Here is a 265-nt window from a genome sequence, read left to right as displayed (position 1 = left end):
ACCGGCGCCGGTCTTGACCTTGGCGCCGAGACGGAGCTCACCCGAGGCCGTGAACAGGTCACGGCTGGCCGAGGCGACCTGGAGGCCGAGGCCGCCCGCGGCGCTCTCGTTGAAGCCGTCGCGCTTGTCATGGACCTTGCTCGCGCTGCCGATCAGGGCGAGGCGCAGGCCGTTGCCGAGCTCGGTGCGGACGCCGCCGGTGAGGCCGAACAAATAGCCCTTCGAGCTGATGTCGCCGGTGGCCAGGCTGGTGGTGCCGCCGAGA

1 protein-coding gene is annotated in these 265 nt (G+C 71.3%); it reads right to left on the bottom strand.

Translation table 11 applies throughout. The features are described from left to right. Positions 1-265: autotransporter domain-containing protein (locus tag AAHM44_RS24795; RefSeq protein WP_342251655.1), on the bottom strand; the 265-nt coding region annotated here is incomplete at both ends.

It is taken from the genome of Sphingomonas sp. OTU376 (assembly GCF_038440415.1).
GTDB lineage: Bacteria > Pseudomonadota > Alphaproteobacteria > Sphingomonadales > Sphingomonadaceae > Sphingomonas > Sphingomonas kyeonggiensis_A.
Note: the sequence above shows the minus strand (reverse complement) of the source record. Positions and strands in the feature narration are given on the sequence as shown.